The 19,575-nt window shown below is 41.5% G+C and carries 15 protein-coding genes and 2 tRNA genes; 16 read left to right on the top strand and 1 reads right to left on the bottom strand.

Annotated features, from left to right (window positions below):
- Window positions 1-120 precede the first annotated feature (120 nt).
- Both trpB and trpA read left to right on the top strand, forming a co-directional pair.
- A complete protein-coding gene (gene trpB, locus EL121_RS10380; protein ID WP_039196537.1) occupies window positions 121-1,311 on the top strand; it encodes a tryptophan synthase subunit beta in 1,191 nt (396 codons plus the stop codon).
- A 1-nt stretch (window position 1,312) separates the two neighbouring features.
- A complete protein-coding gene (gene trpA / locus EL121_RS10385) occupies window positions 1,313-2,125 on the top strand; it encodes a tryptophan synthase subunit alpha (RefSeq protein WP_039196539.1) in 813 nt (270 codons plus the stop codon).
- A gap of 132 nt (window positions 2,126-2,257) precedes the next feature.
- Here trpA and EL121_RS10390 read toward each other — a convergent pair whose 3' ends face one another.
- The gene (locus EL121_RS10390) at window positions 2,258-2,401 is read right to left on the bottom strand and encodes a hypothetical protein (RefSeq protein ID WP_231554684.1); all 144 of its coding nucleotides are present in this window, start codon (window positions 2,399-2,401) and stop codon (window positions 2,258-2,260) included.
- Window positions 2,402-2,666: 265 nt separating this feature from the next.
- Here EL121_RS10390 and EL121_RS10395 point away from each other — a divergent pair, with 265 nt between their 5' ends.
- The 14 genes from EL121_RS10395 to EL121_RS10460 all read left to right on the top strand — a co-directional run bounded on the left by EL121_RS10395 (window position 2,667) and on the right by EL121_RS10460 (window position 19,570).
- Window positions 2,667-4,589, top strand: coding sequence for an ATP-dependent DNA helicase (locus EL121_RS10395; protein WP_039196542.1), 1,923 nt, complete (start codon window positions 2,667-2,669; stop codon window positions 4,587-4,589).
- Window positions 4,590-4,654: 65 nt separating this feature from the next.
- On the top strand, window positions 4,655-5,014 hold the full coding sequence (locus tag EL121_RS10400; protein WP_014991361.1) for a CidA/LrgA family protein: 360 nt from the start codon (window positions 4,655-4,657) through the stop codon (window positions 5,012-5,014).
- A 14-nt stretch (window positions 5,015-5,028) separates the two neighbouring features.
- Window positions 5,029-5,715 (top strand): LrgB family protein, encoded by a 687-nt coding sequence (locus EL121_RS10405; protein ID WP_039196545.1) that lies wholly within the window; start codon window positions 5,029-5,031, stop codon window positions 5,713-5,715.
- Window positions 5,716-5,777: 62 nt separating this feature from the next.
- Window positions 5,778-7,523 (top strand): lipid A ABC transporter ATP-binding protein/permease MsbA, encoded by a 1,746-nt coding sequence (gene msbA, locus EL121_RS10410; RefSeq protein WP_039196547.1) that lies wholly within the window; start codon window positions 5,778-5,780, stop codon window positions 7,521-7,523.
- A 134-nt stretch (window positions 7,524-7,657) separates the two neighbouring features.
- The gene (gene lolB, locus EL121_RS10415; protein WP_039196549.1) at window positions 7,658-8,290 is read left to right on the top strand and encodes a lipoprotein insertase outer membrane protein LolB; all 633 of its coding nucleotides are present in this window, start codon (window positions 7,658-7,660) and stop codon (window positions 8,288-8,290) included.
- Window positions 8,290-9,135, top strand: coding sequence for a 4-(cytidine 5'-diphospho)-2-C-methyl-D-erythritol kinase (gene ispE / locus EL121_RS10420; protein ID WP_039196550.1), 846 nt, complete (start codon window positions 8,290-8,292; stop codon window positions 9,133-9,135). The genes lolB and ispE overlap by 1 nt, the downstream gene beginning before the upstream one ends.
- Window positions 9,136-9,166: 31 nt before the next feature.
- Window positions 9,167-10,117 carry a ribose-phosphate pyrophosphokinase gene (locus tag EL121_RS10425; protein ID WP_039196551.1) on the top strand — a complete coding sequence of 317 codons (951 nt, stop codon included), beginning with the start codon at window positions 9,167-9,169 and terminating at the stop codon, window positions 10,115-10,117.
- Between the two features lie 71 nt (window positions 10,118-10,188).
- The gene (pyrD, locus tag EL121_RS10430; RefSeq protein WP_039196552.1) at window positions 10,189-11,199 is read left to right on the top strand and encodes a quinone-dependent dihydroorotate dehydrogenase; all 1,011 of its coding nucleotides are present in this window, start codon (window positions 10,189-10,191) and stop codon (window positions 11,197-11,199) included.
- Window positions 11,200-11,557: 358 nt separating this feature from the next.
- Entirely contained in the window at window positions 11,558-14,212 is a 2,655-nt protein-coding gene (aceE, locus tag EL121_RS10435; protein WP_039196554.1) for a pyruvate dehydrogenase (acetyl-transferring), homodimeric type, read from the top strand.
- A gap of 127 nt (window positions 14,213-14,339) precedes the next feature.
- Window positions 14,340-16,229 (top strand): pyruvate dehydrogenase complex dihydrolipoyllysine-residue acetyltransferase, encoded by a 1,890-nt coding sequence (gene aceF, locus EL121_RS10440; RefSeq protein ID WP_039196556.1) that lies wholly within the window; start codon window positions 14,340-14,342, stop codon window positions 16,227-16,229.
- Between the two features lie 115 nt (window positions 16,230-16,344).
- Window positions 16,345-17,769 carry a dihydrolipoyl dehydrogenase gene (lpdA, locus tag EL121_RS10445; RefSeq protein ID WP_039196558.1) on the top strand — a complete coding sequence of 475 codons (1,425 nt, stop codon included), beginning with the start codon at window positions 16,345-16,347 and terminating at the stop codon, window positions 17,767-17,769.
- A gap of 259 nt (window positions 17,770-18,028) precedes the next feature.
- Window positions 18,029-18,104 (top strand) — tRNA-Gly (locus EL121_RS10450).
- A 17-nt stretch (window positions 18,105-18,121) separates the two neighbouring features.
- Window positions 18,122-18,195: transfer RNA gene (locus EL121_RS10455), tRNA-Cys, on the top strand.
- A gap of 166 nt (window positions 18,196-18,361) precedes the next feature.
- Window positions 18,362-19,570 carry a tyrosine-type recombinase/integrase gene (locus EL121_RS10460; protein ID WP_039196560.1) on the top strand — a complete coding sequence of 403 codons (1,209 nt, stop codon included), beginning with the start codon at window positions 18,362-18,364 and terminating at the stop codon, window positions 19,568-19,570.
- The last annotated feature ends 5 nt before the right edge of the window (window positions 19,571-19,575 follow it).

Below are 19,575 nucleotides of genomic sequence, written 5' to 3' on the forward strand. Positions count from 1 at the left end.
CCAAAAGCGGTCTAAAACAGACCGCTTTTAAATGCTAAATAAACGAAATTTTTACTTGCATACCGTGGAATTATGTACTATTTTGATAGTACATAATATTTCTTATAGAGAGAACACGATATGTCAGACACACTTCTTAATCCTTACTTCGGCGAATTTGGCGGAATGTATGTTCCTGAAATTCTAGTACCGGTTTTAAAGCAACTTGAATCTGCTTTTGTCGATGCACAAAATGATCCATTATTCCAAGCGGAATTTACCGACTTATTGAAAAACTACGCCGGTCGTCCGACCGCATTAACGCTTTGCCGTAATCTCACCAAAGGAAGCAAAACCAAACTTTATCTTAAACGTGAAGATCTGTTACACGGCGGCGCACATAAGACTAACCAAGTATTAGGACAAGCCTTGTTGGCAAAACGCATGGGCAAAACTCGTATTATTGCGGAGACCGGTGCCGGCCAGCATGGGGTGGCAACAGCATTAGCCTGTGCAATGTTAGATTTACCTTGTGTCATTTATATGGGGGCTAAAGATGTGGAACGCCAATCACCGAACGTATTTCGTATGCGTTTGATGGGCGCGGAAGTGATTCCGGTACAAAAAGGTTCTTGCTCATTAAAAGATGCCTGCTGTGAAGCGATGCGTGACTGGGCGGCAAACTATGAAACAACCCATTACTTAATTGGTACGGCGGCAGGCCCGCACCCGTTCCCAACCATGGTACGTGAATTTCAGAAAATGATTGGCGAAGAAACTAAACGTCAAATTTTAGGAAAAGAAAACCGCTTACCGGATGCCGTAATTGCTGCGGTTGGCGGCGGATCGAATGCAATCGGTATGTTTGCGGATTTTATTGAGGAAAAAGGCGTGCAATTGATCGGTGTAGAACCGGCTGGCAAAGGCATTGAAACCGGCGAACACGGCGCACCGCTTAAACACGGTACAACCGGCATTTATTTCGGAATGAAATCGCCGATTATGCAAACTAAGGACGGGCAAATCGAAGAATCTTATTCGATTTCAGCAGGGTTGGATTTCCCATCCGTTGGGCCTCAACACGCCTATCTAAATGCCACAGGCAGAGCAGATTACGTATCTATTACTGATAAAGAAGCGTTAGATGCTTTCCAAGCGTTAGCACAGCACGAAGGGATTATTCCGGCCTTGGAAAGCTCACACGCGTTGGCTTACGCACTAAAACTAATTGCACAAAATCCGGAAAAAGAACAACTATTGGTGGTGAATCTCTCCGGTCGTGGCGATAAAGATATTTTTACCGTAGATAAAATTTTAAATGGGGGAAACTAATATGAGCCGTTTTGATACTTTGTTTGCTGATTTAAAAGTGAAAAACGAAGGGGCTTTTGTGCCGTTTGTTACCCTGTGTGATCCGGATTTTGATCGTTCGTTTGAAATCATCGAAACACTGATCGCTAACGGTGCAGATGCGTTGGAGCTAGGTTTCCCGTTTTCAGATCCTTTGTTGGATGGCCCAGTGATTCAAGCAGCGAATAAACGTGCATTAGACGGTGGCTACAGCACCGATGCGTGTTTTGAAATGATTGCCAAAATTCGCTCAAAATACCCTGAAATTCCGATTGGCTTGCTGCTTTGTGCTAATTTAGTCTTCGTACCAACCGAAGAAGTGTTTTTCAAACGTTGTGCCGAAACCGGCGTTGATGCGGTGTTAATTGCTGATGTGCCGGTACTTGCCGCCGAAGAATTTACGCAAACCGCTAAAAAATACGGTATTCAATCAGTCTTCATTTGTCCGCCAAATGCAGATCAGGTAACGATCGAACGTATTGCACGTTTAACCGAAGGCTATACCTATTTGGTTTCTCGTGCTGGCGTGACCAGTGCCGAGAACCAAGCGCATGCTAAAAATTTAGATAATCTTATCGAATGCCTCAAGCGGTCAAATTCTGCGCCGATTTTGCAAGGCTTTGGAATTGCAAAACCTGAGCAAGTCAAAGAAGCATTAGCGCTTGGCTGTGATGGTGCGATTTCCGGCTCGGCGATTGTGAAAATTATTGAAAGTCATTTAGATAATCAAACGTGTTTATTGGCAGAATTGGCAGATTTTGTTACTACAATGAAAAATGCGACTTATCGCGCATAAATGATAGAAATAAGCTATTAGGTTAGCTAGAGAAAAATTTGTACCTTAGTAGTGGTTGGGTTTTACTAAGGTGCAAATTTTTATTTTTGGAAGTGTTGTCGTTAAATAAAGTTTGAAATGATAAGCGGTCGATTATTGACGCTCTTTTGCAAATAAGTAGCTGTTTAAACCTACGATAATAATGTTTAAAATTGCCACAATATAAGCTTTAGTGGTAAAACCATAAAGCGTAAATCCTAGTCCCCAAACGATATTAGAGAGACGTAGAGTCGTCATACTTCTAATAAAAAATGAGAGAATAAGAATAAGGACCGAACCATAACTAAGAAATTCAACAATGCTCATTTGTTATCCTAATAAGCTTAGAAATTATAAGGCGGTTATTCTACACAAAAAAGAAGCATTGATATAGCTTCCACAGTTTTTAAACGTTGTTTAGCCGGATAATTTACAAAAAAATTGGCTAAATATTTATACAGTATTATAATAAGAAGGCTGTTTGCGCATTTGGGGCAAGCAGCCTTCACGCTTTTTTATATATATGAACAAATTAGACAATAAAATTATCCATGCCTTCAGTGAAGATGGCTTACTCAGTAACAATATTCGAGGATTTCGCCCTCGCGCAGCGCAACTTGAAATGGCTCAAGCGGTCGGAAGAGCGGTAAAATTTGCCACTCCGGCGGTGGTGGAAGCCGGCACCGGCACCGGTAAAACCTTCGCTTATTTAGTGCCGGCGTTGCTTTCCGGCAAAAAAACCATTGTGTCAACAGGTTCTAAAAATCTGCAAGACCAATTATTTAACCGAGATCTGCCTACTATTCAAAAAGCTTTAAAATATAAAGGTAAAGTCGCTTTATTAAAAGGGAGAGCCAATTACCTCTGTTTGGAACGCTTGGATCAAGTGGTGGCAATGGGCGTGCTAGGCGATAAATCGGTGTTAGCGGATTTATCGAAAGTCAGCAAATGGCATACTTCAACTAAAACCGGTGATTTAAGTGAATGTATCACGATTGCGGAAGATAGCCCGATTTTACCGCAGCTAGTGAGTACTGCAGAAAGTTGCTTAGGTTCGGACTGTCCGCATTTTAAAGATTGCTACGTGGTGCAAGCTCGCCGCAGAGCAATGGAAGCGGATGTGGTGGTGGTCAATCATCATCTGTTTTGTGCTGATATGGCGGTCAAAGAAACCGGCTTCGGTGAGTTAATTCCGGAAGCGGAATTAGTAATTTTTGATGAAGCCCATCAATTACCGGATATTGCCAGCCAATATTTCGGTCAATCGTTAAGTTCCCGTCAACTGTTTGATATTTGTAAAGATACCAATATTGTTTACCGTACCGAACTGAAGGATCTCGCTCAGTTAGGCAAAGCAGCGGATCACTTACAAAAAGTGGTGCAAGATTTTCGTTTGTTAATGGGAACGGAAGGTACGATTCGAGGTAATTTGCGAGAGTTGTTTAACGACCAAAAAGTAGTAGATGGTTTAACTAAAGTGGCGGAAAACATTGATTTTTTAAGCGATGTGATTAAAAAATCGCTCGGACGCTCGGAAACACTCGATAAAATTTTCGAAAGATTGGCGGAAGTCAAAGTTCAATTAAAAAAATTGAGCGATACTACTGTCGTTGGCTATTGCTATTGGTATGAAGCCAACGGGCGTTCTTTCGGTTTACATATCACGCCGTTAACTGTGGCAGATAAATTCGGTGAACAACTCAAAAATCAGCAAATTGGTTGGGTATTTACTTCGGCAACGCTTGAGGTCGGCGGCAAATTTGATCACTTCTGCCAGCGTCTAGGCATTGAGAATGCGGAACAATTGGTATTGCAAAGTCCTTTTGATTACGCTAATCAATCGTTACTTTGTGTCCCTCGTTATTTGCCGGACACGAATAAATCGCACACCTTAACTGAACTCGGTAAAATGTTGATGCCCGTTATTGAAGCTAATAACGGTCGTTGCTTTTTGCTCTGTACTTCCTATTTTATGATGCGAGGTTTAGCGGATTTTCTGCGTGAGCACAGTAAATTAAGTGTGCTATTGCAAGGGGAAACCAGCAAAGCTCGCTTATTAGAAAAATTTATTGCGGAAGAAAATAGCGTATTAGTCGCTACTCAAAGTTTCTGGGAAGGGATCGATGTGCGAGGTGATGCGTTATCGTTGGTGATTATTGATAAGTTGCCGTTTACCTCGCCGGATGAGCCGTTGCTGAGAGCGCGTATGGAAGATTGTCGTTTACAAGGCGGAGAGCCGTTTAACGATATTCAAATTCCGGAAGCGGTTATCACCTTGAAGCAGGGGGTAGGGCGATTAATTCGTGATGTAACCGATAGAGGCGTGGTGATCATTTGTGATTCACGTTTAGTGATGCGGAATTATGGTCAAACATTCCTGAAGAGTTTACCGCCGTCAACGCGTACGCGTGATTTAAACAAAGTGATTCAATTCTTAAAAAATTAGTGAACAAGCGGTTAAATTTGCAAAATTTTTTGCAAATTCGACCGCTTATTTTGGAGGATACTCACATGATTGTTCGTATGCTCAGAATGCTGATTTCCTTAGCGTTACTCTTTGCGATGTTATATGCAGGGAAATTACTTAGCATTCTGATTCCGATAGGTATTTCCGATAGTATTTGGGGAATGCTATTACTGTTTAGCTGTTTAGTTATCGGTGTTGTAAAAGTTGAATGGGTAACACCAAGCGCAAGACCGTTAACACGTTATATGACGATCTTCTTTATTCCTATCTGTGCTGAAATTATCGAACATCTTGATACTTTACAGGTACATTTCACCTCATTTGTGTTCGCCAATATACTTAGTACCGCAGTTTCTTTAGTCTTAATTGGGCTGTTTGCGCAATGGATTTTTCACCGTAAATAATAGAAGAAGGTAATATGATATATTTTTATTCTCTCTTAACCATTTTCGCCTTCCTTGCCGGGCAGCGTATCAGCCAAAAGTTACGTTCGTCCGTACTTAATCCTTTTGTGATTGCTTTAACAATCGTTATTTTAGTGATTGTGATGGGGAAAGTGCCTTATTCGGAATATTATCAGGGCAATTTTCCGATCAACAATTTACTTGGTGTATCTGTTGTAGCACTCGCCTTACCATTCTATGAGCAGTTACCGCAAATTCGTAAAAAATGGCGCCCGATTTTAGCGGTTGTTGTATTTGGCAGCGTATGTACCATGTTAACCGGTGTGCTATTTGCCGTGCTACTAGGAGCGAGTCCGTCTATTCTTGCGGCAATTGTACCTAAATCGGTTTCTACGCCGATAGCAATTGCGATTTCAAGCCAAATTGGCGCAAGTTCCGCAGTAACAGCGGTTGGCGTGCTGGTTGCCGGACTGTTGGGCTCGGTATTCGGATTTAGCTTCTTACACTATATTGGCGTACGTAATGTCCGTGCTATCGGTTTAACGATGGGGGCAGTTTCTCATGCGTTAGGTACAGGACGTTGTATGGAATACAGTGTTAAAACCGGCAGCTATAGTTCCATCGCATTAGTATTAAGTGGTGTACTTTCGTCCGTTTTAGCGCCTTTCGTGTTCAGACTTGTATTAGCTTTATTCTATTAATTTGGTATCTCATTCAATTCAGGGTACAATGCCCCGATTTTTGAAAATTAAGAATGGACATTATGCAAGAAAAAGATCTTTCGACCTTTAAAACGTTTAAACGTTTATTTCCAACGATTGCGCCTTATAAGTGGGGACTTGTTGTCGGGGCAATCGCGCTAGTGCTGAATGCACTGGTAGATTCGGGGCTTATCTATCTCTTAAAACCGTTGTTGGATCAAGGATTTGGTCAGGCGGATCACAGCTTTTTAAAACTTATGGCTGTGTTAGTCGTGGTATTTATTTTAGTGAGAGGTATTACGAACTATATTGCCGGTTATTGTTTAGCTTGGGTTTCGGGTAATGTGGTAATGACATTGCGCCGTAATATTTTCCAGCACTTGATGTATATGCCGGTCAGTTATTTTGACCAAAATCCGGTTGGACGCTCTCTTTCTCGTGTAACTTATGATACGGAAATGGTTGCCACCTCTTCTTCACACGCTTTAGTCACTATCGTGCGTGAAGGAGCATATTTAATTTCATTATTTGTGGTGATGATTTACACCAGTTGGCAATTATCGTTGGTGTTATTTGTTATGGCGCCGATCATCGGTGTATTAATCGGTATTGTGTCAAAACGCTTCCGTAAATTGAGCCGCCATATCCAAAGTTCAATGGGTGAATTAACCGTAACTACCGAGCAAATGCTAAAAGGGCATAAAGTTGTGTTGTCATTCGGCGGTCAGCAAGTTGAAAAAGAGCGTTTTGATCGTGTGAGTAATGATATGCGCCGTAAAGGGATGAAAATCGTTTCGGCAGATGGGATTTCAGACGGCGTTGTGCAATTAATTGCCTCTTTTGCGTTATCGGTTGTTCTGTATGTGGCGACATTCCCTGAAGTGATGAGTGAAAATCTTACGGCAGGTTCGTTTACTGTGGTGTTTTCATCTATGATGGCAATGTTACGTCCGCTAAAATCGTTGACGAATGTTAACTCACAGTTCCAACGTGGTATGGCGGCTTGTCAAACGTTGTTTGAATTCCTTGATTTGAAAACAGAGAAAGATCTTGGTACTCACGAAGTTACACGAGTAAAAGGCGATGTGACATTCAATAATGTTTCGTTTAGTTATGAAGGTAAAGACGAACGTGCATTGGATCGTATTTCTTTTGCTATTCCGCAAGGCAAGACAGTGGCATTGGTCGGTCGTTCCGGCTCAGGCAAGTCAACGATTGCGAACCTATTAACGCGTTTTTATGATATTGATGAAGGGGAAATTACGCTAGATGGCGTGAATATCCAAGACTATAAATTGGCGAATTTACGTGAACAATGTTCGGTAGTTTCACAACAAGTACACTTATTCAATGACACGATTGCTAATAATATCGCTTATGCGGCTACCGATAAATATAGTCGTGAGCAAATTATTGCGGCAGCGACAGCGGCACATGCAATGGAGTTTATTGAGAAGCTTGATGACGGTTTAGATACGGTGATCGGTGAAAACGGCGCAAGTCTTTCGGGCGGTCAGCGTCAACGTTTAGCCATTGCCCGTGCTTTATTACGCAATTCTCCGGTCTTGGTGTTAGATGAAGCAACTTCTGCATTGGATACAGAATCCGAACGTGCAATTCAAGCGGCACTTGCTGAGTTACAAAAAGATAAAACTGTGCTTGTGATCGCTCATCGCTTATCTACGATTGAAAAAGCAGATGAAATTTTAGTTGTCGATCACGGGCAAATTATCGAACGTGGTTCTCACTCTCAATTACTTGCACAAAACGGGGCGTATAAACAATTGCACAGCCTTCAGTTTAGTTAATCGAACGAAGTCTCCCTTTCGGGAGACTTTTCGTTTTCTACAAGCGGTCAAAAATGGCTAAAAAATTACAAATTTTTAACAGAATTAGACCGCTTATAAGGTAGAATAGCCACTCATGTTATAAAAGGTTCGCTATGAAAAAATTTTCTTTTTTAGTTTCGCTCGGTGCGATGTTAGTGTTAACGGGCTGTAATTCGGTGTTAGATGCACCTACAACCGTTCAAACGCCGGCCGTACAAATCTCGCATACCGATGCCAAATGGCAGCAACATCTCAATCAATTAGCTCAGATTAAGCGTTATCAAGCGAAAGGGCAATTCGGGTACATTTCACCAGAAGAGCGTTTTTCTTCACACTTTGATTGGCAATACCAATCGGCAAATAATTTCGGCTTAGAGCTTTCATCAAATTTATCGACAAAGTCGATGAAATTACATCGTACTCAGCGAGGATTAACCGTTTCGGACAGCGAAGGGCGTTCACGTACGGAAGCGGATGTAAATGCACTGATGGAAGAAATTATCGGCGTTTCGTTTCCGATTGATCAATTTGCGTATTGGGTAAAAGGTCAGCCGGAGAAAAACGGCAACTATATTGTGAATGATAAACGTCAACTTTCACAATTTAGTTATCCGATTAACGGTCAAGTGTGGCAAGCGAGCTATGTTGAATATCACGAAGATCGTCAACCGAACTTACCGAAGTTAATCGTATTAGAGAATGGTCAACAAACCTTAAAAATTCGTATTGATCAATGGACGTATTAATGAATAAAGTCACTTTACCTAGCCCGGCTAAGTTAAATCTTTTCTTATACATTACTAACAGACGCACAGACGGTTATCACGAGTTACAAACCTTATTTCAATTTTTGGATTTTGGCGATGAGATTTCACTGGAAGTAAATCAGAGCGGTGAAATTGAATTGTTAAACGAAATTGAAGGGGTCGAAAAAGAGCAGAACTTAATTTATCGAGCTGCAAAATTATTACAAAAGCATACCGCTTGTACGAAAGGTGCCAAAATCGGCGTGACCAAGCGTTTACCAATGGGCGGTGGCGTTGGCGGCGGCTCATCGAATGCAGCAACCGTATTGGTCGGATTAAACCATTTTTGGCAAACAGGCTTAAGTCTTGAAGAGCTTGCAGCATTAGGGCTGAGCTTAGGTGCGGATGTGCCGATTTTTGTGCGTGGTGTTGCGGCTTTTGCAGAAGGTGTCGGCGAAGTGTTAACACCTTGTGAGCCGGAAGAAAAATGGTTTGTGGTGTTAAAACCGAGTGTTTCTATTTCGACCGCAGTCGTTTTTAATGACCCTAATTTGCCTCGAAATACGCCAAAACGTAGTTTGACAGAACTGTTAGAGAATAAATGGGCAAACGATTGCGAAAAAGTTGTACGAGATCATTATTCAGAGGTTGAAGATCTTGTTCAAGAATTGGTAGAATATGCACCGTTTCGGTTAACGGGCACTGGTGCTTGTATTTTTGCCGAATTTAATTCAAAAGAAGACGCGCAGAAAGTCTTCGACTGCAAACCTCAAAACGTGTGTGGTTTTGTTGCTAAAGGGCAGAACATTTCGCCTTTGCACAAAAAATTAAACTTAATTCCCTAACTTCCCTTTGTAAATTCAAGGATCAATTCCAATGCCAGATATCAAACTGTTTGCGGGTAACGCAACGCCAGAACTTGCAAAACGTATTGCAGAGCGCCTTTACATCTCTTTAGGCAATGCAACAGTCGGTCGTTTTAGCGACGGTGAAATTCAAGTTCAAATTAATGAAAACGTACGTGGTTCGGATGTGTTTATTATCCAGTCGACTTGCGCACCAACTAATGACAACTTAATGGAATTGATTGTGATGGTTGATGCTTTACGTCGTGCGTCTGCAGGTCGTATCACGGCTGTTATTCCTTATTTCGGTTATGCTCGCCAAGACCGCCGCGTTCGTTCAGCGCGTGTGCCGATTACGGCAAAAGTTGTGGCGGACTTCCTTTCAAGCGTAGGTGTTGACCGCGTGTTAACTTGTGACTTACACGCAGAACAAATTCAAGGCTTCTTTGATGTGCCGGTAGATAACGTATTCGGTTCACCGGTACTTATTGAAGACATTGTTAAGAAAACGGATTTAAACAATCCAATGGTGGTATCACCGGATATCGGTGGTGTAGTACGTGCGCGTGCGATCGCTAAATTGTTAAATGATGCGGATATGGCAATCATTGATAAACGCCGTCCGAAAGCAAACGTATCACAAGTAATGCATATTATCGGTGATGTGGCGGGTCGTGACTGTATCTTAGTTGATGATATGATCGACACTGGCGGTACTTTAGTTAAAGCAGCGGAAGCATTGAAAGAACGTGGCGCGACCAAAGTGGTTGCTTACGCAACGCATGCGGTATTCTCAGGCACTGCAGCGAAGAACTTAGCGAATCCGGCATTAGATGAAGTGGTTGTAACCGATACAATTCCACTTTCTGATGAAATCAAAGCATTAAACAAAGTACGTGCATTAACATTATCAAGCATGTTAGCGGAAGCTATTCGTCGTATTAGCAACGAAGAGTCCATTTCTGCAATGTTTGACGCATAATTTCTGATAAGGGCGAGTTGAGTACTCGCCCTTAGTTTATCTATTTCTTTCTATTAACCGAAGAGCTCATCATGTATTCCCTCATTCGTAAATGTCTTTTTGCTATGGACGCTGAAAATGCGCATAATTTTTCCGTTCAAGCGCTTAAACTTGTCGGAAAATTACCTTTTGATCCTTTACCTATTCCTCATAATCCGGTTGAAGTAATGGGGCTGCAATTTAAAAATCCCATAGGGCTTGCCGCCGGTGCGGATAAAAACGGCGAAGCGATTGACGGTTTTGGCAAGCTAGGATTCGGTTTTATTGAAGTCGGAACGGTGACACCGGTTGCACAAGACGGTAATCCTAAGCCACGTCAATTCCGTCTTTTGGAAGCGGAGGGTATCATCAATCGTAATGGCTTTAATAATTACGGTGTGGATGTATTGGTAGAAAATGTGAAATGTTCCAAATATGACGGGGTACTCGGAATTAATATCGGTAAGAATGCCTTTACGCCGATCGAGAACGCTTTGGATGATTACCAAATTTGTTTACGTAAGGTGTATGAGTATGCCGATTATATTACGGTGAATATTTCTTCACCGAACACAAAGAATCTACGTTCATTGCAATACGGTGATGCATTAGATGAATTGCTGAGTGCGTTAAAGCAAGAACAATCAACACTTTCGCAAAAGTTTGCAAAATATAAACCGCTTGTTCTGAAAATTGCGCCGGATTTAACGGATGAAGAAGTGGCTTCGGTAGCGGATAGTTTGGTACGACATAGGATTGACGGCGTTATTGCCGGTAATACGACGTTATCTCGAGAACCGGTAGCAGGTTTAAAACATGCGGAGCAACAAGGCGGCTTAAGCGGTAAGCCGTTACATTCGCTCAGTACTCATTTAATCCGTAGGTTAGCGAAGGAATTAAACGGGCAGTTACCAATTATTGGTAGCGGAGGTATTCATTCTGTCTCTTCCGGTCAGGAAAAAATTGATGCGGGTGCAAGTTTATTGCAAGTTTATTCGGCAATGATTTATCAGGGGCCGGCGCTGATTCAAGAGCTGGCCAAACAGGTTAAACTTAATAAATAGCCCTTAAACAAGCGGTTAAAATTTGTAAAAAAATTGCAGGTTTTAACCGCTTGTTTATAGGAAAGACAACGGTTGGCACAGGTCAAAAAAATAGACAAAATAGGTCAATTTTGTTATCTTGTTAGCCAAAATTTTTCTACAAATTTTCAACATTTTTTATAGTGTGATAAAAAGTGTTTAAAATCAAGTAGATATCGCAAGATATTCACTCGAATAGAAAACAAGTTTTTACATTTTGTTAAACTTTCTGTGTGTTTTATGTTTAGTCTAATCGAATGAATGTCTATAATTTCATCAAACGATAAGTTTAAGTATAGAGAACTTATCACTCATTATTTACTTAAAATAAGGACAACCTATGTCAGAGTTAGAAAGAGATGTAGATCCATTTGAAACCAAAGAGTGGTTAGAATCACTTGATTCATTAATCCGTGTAGAAGGTGTTGAACGTGCACAATTCATTATCGATGAATTATTAAGCCAAGCGCGTAAAGATGGCGTGCCGGTTCAATCTGGTGTGACAACAGCGTATGTAAATACTATCCCTGTGTCTGCACAACCAGCTTACCCGGGTGACCACAAAATTGAACGTCGTATTCGTTCTGCAGTACGTTGGAACGCTATCGCAATGGTTTTACGTAGCCAGAAGAAAGATCTTGACTTAGGTGGTCATATTTCAACATTCCAATCAGCGGCAACAATGTATGAAGTGTGCTACAACCACTTCTTCAAAGCGGCAACTGAGAAAAATGGTGGCGACTTAGTATTCTTCCAAGGTCACGCAGCACCAGGTATGTATGCGCGTGCTTATGTTGAAGGTCGTTTAACGGAAGAACAATTAGACAATTTCCGTCAAGAAGCATTTGCGGATGGTTTATCTTCATACCCGCACCCGAAATTAATGCCTGAATTCTGGCAATTCTCAACCGTATCAATGGGTTTAGGTCCTGTTAATGCGATTTATCAAGCACGTTTCCTAAAATATCTTGAAAACCGTGGCTTAAAAGATACGTCAGACCAAAAAGTTTACGCATTCTTAGGCGATGGTGAGATGGATGAAATCGAGTCTAAAGGTGCGTTAACATTTGCTGCTCGTGAAAAATTAAATAACTTAATTTTCACTGTAAGCTGTAACTTACAACGTTTAGACGGTCCGGTAAACGGTAACGGTAAAATCGTTCAAGAATTAGAAGGTTTATTCACCGGTGCAGGTTGGGAAGTAATCAAAGTATTATGGGGCAGCAACTGGGATAAATTATTCGCGAAAGATACTTCAGGTAAATTAGCACAATTAATGATGGAAGTGGTTGATGGTGACTACTTAACCTTCAAATCAAAAGATGGCGCTTATATTCGTGAACACTTCTTCGGTCGTTACCCAGAAACAGCTGCATTAGTAGCGGATATGACAGACGAAGAGATTTGGGATCTTCGCCGTGGTGCGCACGACAGCGAAAAACTTTACGCTGCATATGCGAAAGCACAAAAATCAGATAAACCAGTTGTGATTTTAGCTCACCAAGTTAAAGGTTATAAAATCCCTGAAGCAGAAAGTAAAAATACTGCTCACCAATCGAAAAAAATGTCATTAGAAAGCTTAAAAGGCTTCCGTGACTACTTCGAATTACCGTTAACCGATGAGCAAGTAGAAAATCTTGAGTACATCAAATTTGCTGAAGGTTCTGAAGAATACAACTATATTCACGGTCAACGTAAAGCATTAAACGGTTATGTTCCGGCTCGTCGTCCTAAATTTGACGTAGAGTACAAAGTACCTGCATTAGAAGAATTCAAAGCGTTACTTGAAGAACAACCACGTGGTATTTCAACCACAATGGCGTTTACGCGTGCATTAAATATCTTATTAAAAGATAAAAATATCGGTAAAACAATCGTTCCGATGATCGTAGACGAAGCGCGTACATTCGGTATGGAAGGTTTATTCCGTCAAGTGGGTATTTACAACCCGCACGGTCAAAACTATACGCCTTCAGACCGCGATTTAGTTGCTTACTACCGTGAAGCGAAAGACGGTCAAGTATTGCAAGAAGGTATTAACGAATTAGGTGGTGCAGCGTCTTGGGTTGCAGCGGCAACGTCTTACTCTGTAAGCAACCAACCGATGATTCCATTCTTCATCTATTACTCAATGTTCGGTTTCCAACGTGTGGGTGATATGATGTGGTTAGCGGGTGACCAATTAGCTCGTGGTTTCATGGTGGGTGGTACGTCTGGTCGTACAACATTAAACGGTGAAGGTTTACAACACGAAGACGGTCATAGCCATATTCAAGCGGGTATTATCCCTAACTGTATTACTTACGACCCATCATTTGCGTTTGAAGTTGCGGTAATCATGCAAGACGGTATCAACCGTATGTATGGTGAAAAACAAGAAGATGTTTTCTATTACATGACAACATTAAACGAAGTAATGGATCAACCTGCAATGCCGGAAGGTGCTGAAGAAGGTATCCGTAAAGGTTTATATAAATTCGAAACCGTTAAAGGTAAAGGCAAAGGTCACGTTCAGTTATTAGGTTCTGGTGCAATTATGCGTCACGTTCGTGAAGCGGCACAGATCCTTGCGAATGACTACGGCGTAACTTCAGACGTATTCTCTGCGCCATCATTCAATGAATTAGCACGTGAAGGTAACGATGCAGTACGTTGGAACTTATTACACCCAACAGCGGAACAACGTGTTCCTTATGTAGCGCAAGTGTTAGCGGACTTACCGACAGTTGCTTCAACTGACTATGTGAAACAATATGCGGATCAAATCCGTGCGTTCGTACCAAGCAAACACTTCCACGTATTAGGTACAGACGGTTTCGGTCGTTCAGACAGCCGTGCTAACTTACGTGAACATTTCGAAGTAGATGCACGTTATGTTGTTGTTGCAGCGTTATCACAATTAGCGAAAGAAGGCACAGTGGAAACTAAAGTTGTTGCTGATGCAATCGCTAAATTCGGCTTAAACGTAGATCGTATTAACCCGTTATACGCATAATTAAAAATTAGAAAAACGATTGTAGGGGCGTACTGCGTGCGTCCATTATGATTGGGTTTTAGAAGAGCGGTTAAATTTGCAAAATTTTTTGCAAAACTGACCGCTTGTACAATGAAGGATTACCAAAATGTCAAAACAAATTAATGTACCAGACATCGGTTCGGATGAAGTATCAGTAACCGAAGTAATGGTTAAAGTAGGCGATACTATTACTGTAGATCAATCAATTATTAATGTAGAAGGCGACAAAGCTTCAATGGAAGTGCCGGCACCGGAAGCAGGTATTGTTAAAGAAGTTTTAGTAAAAGTGGGCGATAAAGTAACAACTGGCTCACCAATGTTAGTGTTAGAAGCGGCAGAAGCAGTATCTGCTCCGGCAGCAGAAGCGCCGGCTCAAGCAGCGGCACCTGTAGCAACGGCATCAGCAGTTGTTGAAGTGAATGTGCCTGATATCGGTTCAGACGAAGTAAACGTAACCGAAATTATGGTTAAAGTTGGTGATTCAGTTGAAGTTGATCAATCAATCATCAATGTAGAAGGTGATAAAGCTTCTATGGAAGTTCCGGCACCAATCGCAGGCGTAGTAAAAGAGATCTTAATCAACGTAGGCGATAAAGTTTCAACCGGTAAATTAATTATGAAATTTGAAACTGCGTCAGCAGCGCCAGCTGCAGCGGAAGCTCCGGCTCAAGCGACTGCCCCAGCGGCAACAACTTCAGCAATCAAAGAAGTAAATGTACCGGATATCGGCGGTGATGAAGTAAACGTAACTGAAATCATGGTAAATGTTGGTGATACAGTATCTGAAGAGCAATCTTTAATTACTGTTGAAGGCGACAAAGCTTCAATGGAAGTTCCGGCACCATTTGCAGGTGTTGTAAAAGAAATTTTAGTGAAATCTGGTGATAAAGTGTCAACCGGTTCATTAATCATGAAATTTGAAGTTCAAGGTGCGGCACCGGCGGCAGCTCCTGCTCCAGTTGCTCAAGCAGCAGCGCCAGCGGCACAATCTGCACAACCGGCTCAAGGCGGTAACGTTTCTGGTTTAAGCCAAGATGCGGTAGTAGCGGCAGGTGCTTATGCACACGCGACACCGGTAATTCGTCGTTTAGCACGTGAATTCGGTGTGAACTTAGATAAAGTGAAAGGTTCAGGTCGTAAAGGTCGTATTGTTAAAGAAGATATTCAAGCATACGTTAAAACTGCAGTTAAAGCGTTTGAAACAGGTACTGTTGCAGCGGCAGCGGGTAACGGTGTTGCAAACGGTGCAGGTTTAGGCTTATTACCATGGCCGAAAGTAGACTTCAGCAAATTCGGTGAAGTTGAAGAAGTAGAATTAAGCCGTATCAATAAAATTTCTGGTGCGAACTTACACCGTAACTGGGTAATGATTCCTCACGTTACACACTTCGATCGTACAGATATCACAGAATTAGAAGCGTTCCGTAAAGAACAGAACAAGATTGTTGAAAAACAAAAACTTGATGTGAAGATCACACCGGTTGTGTTCATTATGAAAGCGGTAGCGAAAGCATTAGAAGCATATCCACGTTTCAACAGCTCAATTTCTGAAGACGGTCAAAAATTAACAATTAAGAAATACATCAACATCGGTGTTGCGGTGGATACACCAAACGGTTTAGTTGTTCCTGTGTTCAAAAATGTGAATAAGAAAGGTATTATCGAACTTTCACGTGAGTTAATGGAAGTTTCTAAGAAAGCGCGTGACGGTAAACTTTCTGGTTCTGATATGCAAGGCGGCTGTTTCACCATTTCAAGCCTTGGCGGTATCGGTACAACCCACTTCACACCAATCGTGAATGCACCGGAAGTTGCAATTTTAGGCGTATCTAAGTCTGAAATGGCACCGGTATGGAATGGTAAAGAGTTTGAGCCACGCTTAATGCTTCCGCTTTCATTATCATTCGACCACCGTGTAATCGATGGTGCTGATGGTGCAAGATTCTTAAGCTACATCAATGGTGTATTAGCAGACATTCGTCGCTTAGTTATGTAATAGGTAAGCGGTTAAATTTGTAAAAAATTTTGCAAAATTGACCGCTTGTATCGTAGGGACACACTGTGTGTGTCCAAGGACGTAAACATTGCGTCCCTACAATAAAGGAATAAATATGAGCAAAGAAATTAAAACGCAAGTCGTTGTGCTTGGTGCAGGTCCTGCCGGTTACTCAGCAGCATTCCGTTGTGCTGACTTAGGCTTAGAAACTGTAATTGTTGAGCGTTACTCAACTTTAGGTGGTGTGTGCTTAAACGTAGGTTGTATCCCATCTAAAGCGTTATTACACGTTGCAAAAGTTATTGAAGAAGCAAAACATGCAGAGAAAAACGGTGTAACTTTTGGTGAACCAACAATTGATTTAGATAAAGTACGTGCGGGTAAAGAAGCGGTTGTTTCTAAATTAACCGGTGGTTTAGCAGGTATGGCTAAAGCACGTAAAGTAACTGTAGTAGAAGGTTTAGCAGCATTTACTGATCCGAATACTTTAGTTGCTCGTGACCGTGACGGTAATCCAACAACAATTAAATTCGATAACGCGATTATTGCTGCGGGCTCTCGTCCGATTCAGCTTCCGTTTATCCCACACGAAGATCCTCGTATTTGGGATTCAACAGATGCGCTTAAATTAAAAGAAGTACCGAAAAAATTACTCGTAATGGGTGGCGGTATTATCGGTTTAGAAATGGGTACAGTATATAACGCTTTAGGTTCAGAAGTTGAAGTGGTTGAAATGTTTGACCAAGTCATTCCTGCAGCTGATAAAGACATTGTTGCAATCTACACCAAACAAATCGAGAAAAAATTCAAGTTAATGCTTGAAACTAAAGTAACCGCAGTTGAAGCGAAAGATGACGGTATCTATGTTTCAATGGAAGGTAAAGCGTGTAACGATACTAAACGTTATGATGCGGTATTAGTTGCTATCGGTCGTGTACCAAACGGTAAATTAATCGATGCGGGTAAAGCTGGCGTAAATGTTGACGACCGCGGTTTTATCGCAGTTGACAAACAAATGCGTACTAACGTACCACACATCTTCGCTATCGGTGATATCGTTGGTCAGCCAATGTTAGCTCACAAAGGTGTTCACGAAGGTCACGTTGCTGCAGAAGTTATTGCAGGTCAAAAACACTACTTCGATCCGAAAGTGATTCCATCAATCGCTTATACTGAGCCGGAAGTTGCTTGGGTAGGTAAAACAGAAAAAGAATGTCGCCAAGAAGGCTTAAACTTTGAAGTGGCGAAATTCCCATGGGCTGCATCGGGTCGTGCGATTGCTTCTGAGTGTTCAGAAGGTATGACTAAACTTATCTTCGATAAAGATACACATCGTTTACTCGGTGGTGCAATCGTAGGTAGCAACGGCGGCGAATTATTAGGCGAAATCGGTCTTGCAATCGAAATGGGTTGTGATGCGGAAGATATCGCTTTAACTATCCACGCTCACCCTACATTACACGAATCTGTAGGTTTAGCAGCGGAAGTGTTTGAAGGTTCTATCACTGACTTACCAAACGCAAAAGCGAAAAAACGCTAATAGGTTAATTTAACTTATTTATACAAGCGGTTGAAATTTGCAAAAAAATAGCAGATTTCAACCGCTTTTTTATATGCTAAAAGATCGGATTAATAACTTGATTTATGCTTATAAAATCAACTAATTAGCGCTATATTTATTAATTTTTCAGCATTGTGATCTTTTTTTCAGCATTTGAAATAAAATAATCAAATTAGCATTTGACATAGGTCTGAAAATCCGTAAAATGCACCTCGTTCCTTACGAACAAAGCCTTAAAGCGGGAATAGCTCAGTTGGTAGAGCACGACCTTGCCAAGGTCGGGGTCGCGAGTTCGAGCCTCGTTTCCCGCTCCATTAAATCTATTCAATACGGCGTGTTAGCAAAGCGGTTATGCACTGGATTGCAAATCCATGTAGATCGGTTCGACTCCGGTACACGCCTCCAAAAATTACGTTCCCCAACGCTCAAAACATAAGAAATGCTAAGAAAATCAAAGGCTTTTGTCTTTTACAACGATCTACGAAGATCAGCTTAGCTCAATGTTACTCAAAAAAATGGTAGTACAAATGGAGTATAAAAATTCCATCGTACTCAAGGAGATGAGCGAAAAATGGCAGTAATAATAAAACCTCTAACTGCGCAACAAATCAACAATGCAACACCCGAACAAAGTCCATTAAGAGATGGAGAGGGATTAATTCTTTTTATCACAAATACTTCGAAAAAATGGCGACTTGATTACAAGCGACCGATAACAAAATCCAGAACGTCTATCACTCTTGGAGATTATCCGGATATATCACTCAAAGAAGCTCGTCAGCTACGACAGTTTTATCGTGGGTTGCTTGCTGACGGGATAGACCCGAAAAAATATCTACGAGAAAAAGAAGCTGAAAAAGCTGATCGTATTGAAAATAGCTTTTATAAAATCGCGGTAAAGTGGAAGGCATTTAAATCGCAAAAAGTTGAAGAAGAAACGATGTTTGATGAGTGGCGACGACTTGATAAACACATATTCCCTAAACTTGGTGCTCGACCGATTAAAGATATTAATTCTCGTTTGCTTGTGGAAGTATTGCAACCGGTTTACCGGAAGGGGCATACATCGGTAATCGAAAAATCGCTAAGAAGTATAGAAGGAATCATGGATTATGCCGAAAACATCGGTTTAATTGAATTTCATAATTGTCACAAAGCGAAAAAAGCATTTCATTACAAACCAGCTTCCAAAAACCCGACGATTGCAATAGAGGAATTACCGAATTTTATACGAAGAATAGCCGGCTCGACATCATCGCACATCAATATTCACTTAGTCTTTTGGACTCTGCTTACCGGCGTTCGTCCAGCGGAAGCCGTATCGGTAGAGTGGAGTGAAATTGATTTTGAAAAGATGTTGTGGTGCATCCCAAAAGAAAAAATGAAAGGGCATAAAGACAAAAAACGCCCCCATACTGTGCCGCTATCTCCGCAAGCGGTCGAAATTTTAAAAAGAATGTACTCATTTACAGGCCGTTATCGTTTCGTATTTCCAAACTTTAATAAGCCGTACCAACCACAGAGCAGCGAAGCGGCAAACAACACAATGGCCCGCAATGGCTATAAAGGGCGATTTACGTCACATGGTATGCGAGCATTATTAAAGACGTGGTGTGCACAGCAGGGCGTGCCGACAGCCGTGAGTGAATCTATTCTTGCGCACAGTATCGGAAATAAACTCGAAGAGACTTATAACCGCTACAACTATCTTGATGAGCGAAGAAAAGTGATGAATAACTGGGGTCAATTTATTGCCGATTGCGGTTTAAAATGGCCCTAACAAAA

The organism is Actinobacillus equuli (assembly GCF_900636745.1).
Lineage (GTDB): Bacteria > Pseudomonadota > Gammaproteobacteria > Enterobacterales > Pasteurellaceae > Actinobacillus > Actinobacillus equuli.